The following is a 7,018-nucleotide window of genomic DNA, read 5'->3' as shown; positions in this document are numbered from 1 at the left end:
TGCGCGAGGCGGTCGACGCCCTCACCGAGGCTATCCGCCTCGGTGAGGGCGCCCCCCAGCAGACGCTGCTCGCACTGGCCCTGCACAACCGCGCCGAGGCCTGGCTGGGGCTCAGCGATCTCAACGCCGCCCGCACCGACGCCGATCGTGCGCTCACCCTGTGGCAGCGGGAGGGCTCACCGCTGGCCGCGTTCGGACTGCTGATGATCGCCCGGGTGCACCTGACCCGGGGCTCCGCCTGGCAGGCGACGGCGACCTACCGCGAGGCCGTGGCGATGGCCGAGCCGGATGGCAACGCCCAGGTCGTGGCGCAAGCATGGGCGGGGCTGGCGCGTACCTGCTACGCCGACGATCCGGGCGAGGCGGCGCGGTACGCGGAGTTGTCCCTCACGCTTCCGAGCGCCGCCGGGCCGGTCACCGGCGAGTTGGCCGCGGGCTGGGTCGCACTGTGCAGCGGAGACACCGCCTCGGCCGCCCAGTACGCCGCAGACGTCCGCTCGGAGGCCGGCCGCCGCCGCGACCCGGCCGGGCTGGCCGAGGCGATGGAACTCGCCGCGCTCGCCGCATACCGGTTTGATTCGGCCGCGATGCCGGGGCGCCCTACCGCACGCCGTGCCGCCGGGCTGGTGGAGGCGGCCGCGGTCTGGGCCGACACGGGCAACGAGGTGGCACTGGCCACCAACGCACTGCTGCGGGCGCGCCACGCAGGCGACCGGCTGTCCGAGGACGTCGCCTGGCAGCGGCTGCACCGGCTGGGGGTGTGCGACGACGTCTGGCACATCGCCGGGCCGCTGGCGGCGATCGGTCCGCCGCCGGTCCCCGAGGTTGCCGTGCAGACCCTGGGCCACTTGGCGGTACTGCTCTCCGGAACCCCCGTCCCCCCGGCCGGATGGCAGTCGCGGAAGGCCCGTGAGCTCGTCAAGGTGCTGGCGGGTCAGCTGGGAAGACCGGTCACCCGGAACGCGCTCGCCGCCCTGTTGTGGCCGCAGGCACCTTCGGAGGTGGCCAACCGCCGTCTTTCGGTGCTGATTTCGACGGTTCGCGCGGTCCTCGACCCGGCGCGGCGGCATCCGGCCAACCGCTTTCTGGTCACCGATCCCTCCAGCGTGCGGCTCAACACGGGGCACGTCGTCCTCGACACGGTCCGGTTCCACGACGCGGCCCGTGCGGCCATCGCGGCGAACGCCGCGATCGAGGGCAACCGGGACACGGCGGCCGGCGTCGACATGGTGGCGCGCCTGGAAGTGGTCGTCGGCATGTACACCGGCGACTTCGGCGACGACGGCGAGCTCACCGGGGAGTGGAGCGAACGCCCGCGCGCGGCCTTCGCCGAGCTGCACCGCGACGTCGTCCGTACCCTCGCCCGCCGCTGCCTGCGGCTGGACCGCTACGACGCGGCAGCCGGCTGGTACCTGCGCCTGATCGGCGAGGACGGCTACGACGAGTCGGCCCACCTCGGACTGATCGCCGCACTCTCCGCGGCGGGCCGGCGCGGCGAAGCCCGCCGCCGCTACCGGGACTACGCCAAGCGCATGCACGAGATCGATGTCCACCCCGTCCCCTTCCCCACGGCGTGACGGCCCGGGCGAGAAGCCCGCAGGCGTACGGTTTGCCTCCCGCGCCCGGCCCTGGCCCGCACCGAACGTCGGTCGCCCGGACCGCGACCATCTCCCGGCCAAGTGCTCGTCTCGCCAGGCTCGTTGAGAAGGGGCGGGGCGTATGAGCAATCCCGCGGTCGTCACGGAGAAAAAGGGGACGCGTCGCACGGCAGCCCCGGTTCGACTCCGGGCTCGCGGCCCGGACCTCGAATCGCCGGAGCGAACAGCCGAAGGACGACGTGCGCTTGATGCCTTGCATGCGCACGTACCGGCCCGAGGCGGGCGCGTAGGTTAGGTCGTCCACGCGCGGCGATGTGCAGTTCCCGAAGTACGCACTCGACTCCCGGGGCTCGATGCTCGGTAAGGAGCTCGATCACCTGGGCCGGGTCGGGTCGAGTTGCGCCGCAAAAAATCCCGAGGACGTCCGCAGAACCTCGTTCGCCCGCTTGAGCTGGGCGTTCTCCTTGCGCAGCGGCGCGAGTCCCGCTCGCTCGTCGGTGGTCAGCCGGTCGTCACGCTCGCCGGCGTCCACCTCGGCCTGCCGGATCCAGCCGCGTACTAAGTACTCACGCGGATAAGGCGCGTGGAGCTGCCCTGGCAGTAGAACAGGCGCGGGGCCTGGTGATCAAGGAGCTATGACGCTCTGTGATCAACAGGCCCCGTGCCTGTACCGCCAGGATGGCTGACCGGATGCACTCCGGGACCAACCCATCACGGGACGGCCGGGGCCTTCGCACTCGCAGGGGGTATCTGCCCAAGGTCGGGTGGGCGCGTGCCGGCCCAGGAAGCTGATGTGGCCGTACTGGAGCGGGGAAAGCCGTGCGAGAAGGCCGTCGATGACCGGCAACAGTGACGCTACCGGCGCGAGGCTGTCACCAGTGTTCGTTGTGGCAATGCTTGTTATGCCTGATCTTGGTGCGGTCGGTGGCGGTGTGGGCGGTCGTGTCGCCCCCTCCGGTGACGGTGGCGGTGTTGGTGACGTGTGCGTGGGCCCTGCAGGAGACGTCGACCTTCAGGGTGATGGGCGGGTAGCTGCTCCCGGCGGGGAGGACGTCGCTGCGGGTGCAGGTGAGGGTGGTGCGGCTGCAGGTCCATCCCGTACCGGTGATGCTGTCAGCCCTGAGTCCTGCGGGGAGGGTGTCATGGACGGTAGCCGTGGTGCCGTCGGTTGGGCCAGATCCGTTGTTGCGCACGGTGATGGTGTAGACGCCGTCCTTGCCTTGGGTGAAGTGCTTGGTGTGGGTCTTGGCGACGGTCAGAGAGGGCGTGACTACGGTGTAGGAGATGATCACCTGGCCGTTGTGATTGGCTGTGCCGATCACGGAGGTGGTGTAGTTGGTCCCGCTGCCTGATGGGGTGGCGAAGCTACTACCACCGCCTCCTCCACCCCCACCGGAGAATCCGCCGAGGTTGGCGTCGCTGCCGCCGCCTCCGCCGGCGTAGTAACCGGCCCCGCCGCCCCCGCCGGCCCCCACGCTACTGCCGCCTCCGCCGATGCAGCCGAAGTTGCCGCCTCCAGCACCTCCGGTGCCGACAATGCTGCCGGAGAAGCTTCCCCCCTGCATGCCCGCTGTGGCCGTACAGCCGCTGTCGAGGCCGAGAGAACCACCGGCACCGACGGTGTTGGCGCTGGTACTGCCACCGCCACCACCTCCCCCACCGTTACTGCCGTCACCGCTGGATTGTCCCGCGGTACCAGCGGTGGCGTTCGGCGTCCCACCCTTGCCCCCGTCCCCGCTGGTTTCGTTCAATCCAGGGCCGCCTGCGGCACCGCCACCACCCGCCACAACGAGCAGGCCGGTGCCTACGTTGACACCGGACGCCCCGCCCCCTCCGGGGCCTCCGCTGCCCGAGGAGTCGGTGCTGCCGCCGGCACCGCCCCCGTTGAACCCGCCGGCGCCGCCAGTGCCTGGGCAGCTGTTGCCGCTGTTGCTGCCTGTGCCGCCGACGTTGACGGTGTAGGTGGTCGAGGAGACGGTGGGCGGCAGCGTGGTGACGACCCGCGCCCCGGGCCCGCCCGTCCCGGTAAAGGCGGCACAGTTGGTGCCAGTATTGTCCGTGCCGCCGGCACCATCCGCGGTGATCGTCACCAATGCCCCCGCCGGGACGGTGTACGACTGCGGCGCGCCGGTGAAACTGAAGGTCTGACTCACCGGGGCCGCCGCAAGCGCTTCCGCCGGAGCGGCGGCTACGGGTGTTGCAGCCACGGCCACCAGCGCATACCCGGACAGCAGTGTGCACACCGCCGCGGTTGTTTCGAAGCGCCGCCCCCAACGTCTCCTGCCGGAGCCCGCCGGGCCGGCCGGAACGGGAACGCGGGCCGAGGTGGCCCTGCTGTCAGTCGCGCTGGGCACGGCAGCGGGCCACTTACGGCCGACGCGGTACAACGGGGGATCACTATGTCCACGAACATGAGCGCTCATCTGTGGATACACCTCTCCTCACAAATGATCCCGCCGAATCCCCGGGAGAACGGGGAGCGGAGCAGGACACCTGACGGGGCAAAAACTTTCAGACGCCATTAGAGACCCAAAATTGGACCAATCGCGCGTGATCGGGAATGTGAGGTGCCGCGTGTCGGAAGACAGCTCCAGTACTTCTTCGGTTCATCAACTACGCCTGGCGCGGTGGCGGTCGGACGACGTCCACCGCCGGTGCCCAGCGCGTGGCGTCCGGGCGTTGAGGGTGCCGATGCATCACGTCCGCCGCTTCCTTCACCAGTACGACGGCGATCGCCGCGCCTCGGAGAAGCGGTAGACGGCCAACTCGCGGAAAGTCAGAGCGAGGAGATGTCCCGTGGGACTGCCTCTGGTGAGTGAGTCCGCGCGGCAATTGATCAAGCGCCCGGGTGTCCGCATGTGTACAGGCGCGTGCACGGGTGTGACCTGCCGGAACGATTCGGGAAATGGAAGACGGTCTACCCGTGACACACGGCTGTAGCCGGCCAAAGGAACCTAGGAGCGGTTGCTGAGGCAGGTCCCTGGAGTGTACGTGGCGGTGTTGTGACTGGGGTCAGGGTCGGCGGACGGTGCGGCTGTCCCAGCGATGAGTGGTCCAGGCGCGGCGCATAAGGCTACGTACGGTGATGATGGTGTCGACGAGGTCGAAGTAGGCGTTGATGACGTTGGTTCGGCGTTCGTAGCAACGCGCAAGCCGGTGGAAGGCGTTCTGCCAGGCGTGAGTGCGTTCGATGTGCCAGCGCCGGGTGACCTGGATGGGCGCCTTCTCGCCCTTGTGGGCTATCTGGCCGTGGAGGCCGCGTTCGCTGAGGGTGGTACGCGTCGTGGCCAAGTCGTAGCCGGCGTCCAAGTGCACCGTGATGTAGCCAGGCAAGGGCCCGAGGCCGTCGAGAAGCTCCAGCGTCGGGGCAAGAAGCGTGGAGTCGTGGCGGTTCGCGCCGGCCAGGACGCGACCCAGAGGCATTCCGTAACCATCCGTCATGCCAGAGCGTTTCAAGCCTTGTTTGCCTCGATCGACGGTGATCGCCCGGCAGCTTCCCCGCCTCCGGGCGCTTTGGTGATCGATCCGTCGATGGCCATCTGGTCGAGCACGAGGCCGACGATCCGGTCGTACGCCCGCAGGGCGATCTGCTTGAGCCGGCTGAAGATACCGAGTCGGATCCACTCGTCACGGCGGTTGCGGATCGTGGTGGCCGAGCAGGTCGAGTCGGCTATGGCTTCGTAGGAGCAACCAAACCGCAGGAGTTGGAGCAGCTTGTCAAAGATGATCCGATTGCTGATCCGCGGGCGGTGGCAGCCCAGTGGATGGTCTGGAGCGTAGACCGGTCGCTTCGGCAGGAGTGCCGAGAATTGGTCCCAGAGTGGGTCGGTCAGCCATGACGGCAGTACAGGCATTCCCAGGAATCACAGAGCGTCGCAGCTTCGTGATCTCCAGGATGCCTGTGCCTGTACTACTACCCGGAGCGCTCTACGGCCTATCTGCGTGAGCTCTAAGAGCGATCGATGTCAGAGACCTTGTGCGAGCAGTTGATGTGTCCATAGCATCCTCTCAACTTTCACCGAGAGAGGGACAAAGATGAACTCCACTCAAGGAAAGTCGCACAGTCGCCGTCAATTCTTCCGTGGAGCAGCGGTCTCCGCCGCCGTTCTGGCCGCCGGATCGCAGGCCTGGCCGGCGCTGGCAGCACCGGCCCCCGGAGGCGCGGGCAGACGGGTTCCGGCAGGCCGCATCGGTCTCCAGCTTTACTCGGTGCGCGACATGCTCGCCGTCGATCCCGAGGGCACACTCGAGATGATCGCCGACGCGGGCTACGCCGAGATCGAGCCGGCCTACACCTACGGCGGGCGCAGCGCCGAGCAGTTCCGCAGGATCGCCGATGCGAACGAACTGCGGGTGATCGGCAGTCACCACAACCCCGGCGACTTCCGGGGCGCCCGGGCGCAGCAGACCTTCGACAACGCGGTGGCGCTCGGACAGGAGTATGTCGGCGTCTCCTACATGGACGGCGCCCAGACCGCCCAGGGCTACCGTGCGATGGCGCGGGAGATGAACCAGTGGGGCGAGGCCGCCCGGGCCCGAGGGCTGCGCTGGTATGCCCACCTGCACGACAACGAGTTCCACGCGGATCCGCAGTCCGGGCAGACTCTCTTCGACGTGTGGCTGGAGGAGACCGACCCGGATCTGGTCTGGTTCGAGATGGACCTCTACTGGATCCTGCGGGCAGGTGCGGACCCGGCCCCCTACCTCAGGTCGTTCGAGAAGCGGTTCCCGATGCTCCACGTCAAGGACGGCGCACCGCGGAACAGCGTCGAGACCGACCTGGGAGAGGGCGAGATCGACTTCGCGGGGATCTTCGCCAACCTGCGGCAGCTGCCCCATCACCACTACATCATCGAGAGGGACCAGCAGCCCGATCCGGTCCGCACCGCCCACGTGTCCTACGACTACTTCCGCACGATCCGCGTGGGCCCCGCGGGCAATGGCCATGGCCCCGGCGGGGTCGTTCAGAGATCCTGACACAAATGCCTCGTGGATGCCGGATTGCCGTACGCCGACGCCCGGTGCCTGGTCGCGTACGACGACCAGGGCAACGCGGTGGTGGCGTTGGCGGTGTGGTCGGCCGGTCCGGGTAGGCCCGGGTTGCTCGAACCGATGGGCGTGCGCCGGGAACATCGCCGTCATACGGCCGAGGATCGCATCATCAGCCTGTGAGCCTACGTCGACGGCAACGGCGTGGTGGCGGTCGCCCTACAGGGCGGCCGAGAATCGCAACATTTCGTTGGCGCTGTGGACGCGCTAGGCGCCTGCCGTGGCGGCCGCCCTCCGGGCCGCCCATTCCGCAGGCCAGATATCAAAGGTGCTGGGTTCACAAAGCCCGGAACGTGATCAACTCCCTGCCGAAATCGGCCCAGCCCGGCGCGAAGAAGGCGCTGCAGGAGATCTACAACGCCGAGGACCGC

At 68.7% G+C, this 7,018-nt stretch carries 4 protein-coding genes and 3 pseudogenes; 4 read left to right on the top strand and 3 right to left on the bottom strand.

Annotation, left to right across the window (positions count from 1 at the left end; translation table 11 throughout):
* Positions 1–1,577 (top strand): BTAD domain-containing putative transcriptional regulator (locus ACFU8Q_RS37215; protein ID WP_384463295.1); only part of this gene is annotated, 1,577 nt, incomplete at its 5' end.
* A gap of 394 nt (positions 1,578–1,971) precedes the next feature.
* Here the strand turns inward: ACFU8Q_RS37215 and ACFU8Q_RS37210 are convergent.
* The 3 genes and pseudogenes from ACFU8Q_RS37210 to ACFU8Q_RS37200 all read right to left on the bottom strand — a co-directional run bounded on the left by ACFU8Q_RS37210 (position 1,972) and on the right by ACFU8Q_RS37200 (position 5,452).
* Complete coding sequence (locus tag ACFU8Q_RS37210) at positions 1,972–2,130, bottom strand: hypothetical protein (protein WP_384463292.1); 159 nt, start codon at positions 2,128–2,130, stop codon at positions 1,972–1,974.
* Positions 2,131–2,470: 340 nt separating this feature from the next.
* Positions 2,471–3,751 (bottom strand): hypothetical protein, encoded by a 1,281-nt coding sequence (locus ACFU8Q_RS37205; RefSeq protein WP_384463289.1) that lies wholly within the window; start codon positions 3,749–3,751, stop codon positions 2,471–2,473.
* Positions 3,752–4,610: 859 nt separating this feature from the next.
* Positions 4,611–5,452 (bottom strand): annotated as a pseudogene (locus ACFU8Q_RS37200) (IS5 family transposase).
* A gap of 181 nt (positions 5,453–5,633) precedes the next feature.
* On the opposite strand from ACFU8Q_RS37200, the gene ACFU8Q_RS37195 reads away from it, so the two are divergent.
* The 3 genes and pseudogenes from ACFU8Q_RS37195 to ACFU8Q_RS37185 all read left to right on the top strand — a co-directional run.
* Positions 5,634–6,575, top strand: a complete 942-nt coding sequence (locus ACFU8Q_RS37195; RefSeq protein WP_384463287.1) for a sugar phosphate isomerase/epimerase family protein — start codon at positions 5,634–5,636, stop codon at positions 6,573–6,575.
* Between the two features lie 18 nt (positions 6,576–6,593).
* A pseudogene (locus ACFU8Q_RS37190) lies at positions 6,594–6,740 on the top strand (GNAT family N-acetyltransferase); the annotation flags it as partial.
* Positions 6,741–6,895: 155 nt separating this feature from the next.
* Positions 6,896–7,018, top strand: a pseudogene (locus tag ACFU8Q_RS37185) (transposase); the annotation flags it as partial.

It is taken from the genome of Streptomyces sp. NPDC057543 (genome assembly GCF_042801895.1).
Classification (GTDB): Bacteria; Actinomycetota; Actinomycetes; order Streptomycetales; family Streptomycetaceae; genus Streptomyces.
The sequence above is the reverse complement of the archived record's forward strand: the minus strand, read 5'-3'. Positions and strand labels throughout refer to the sequence as shown.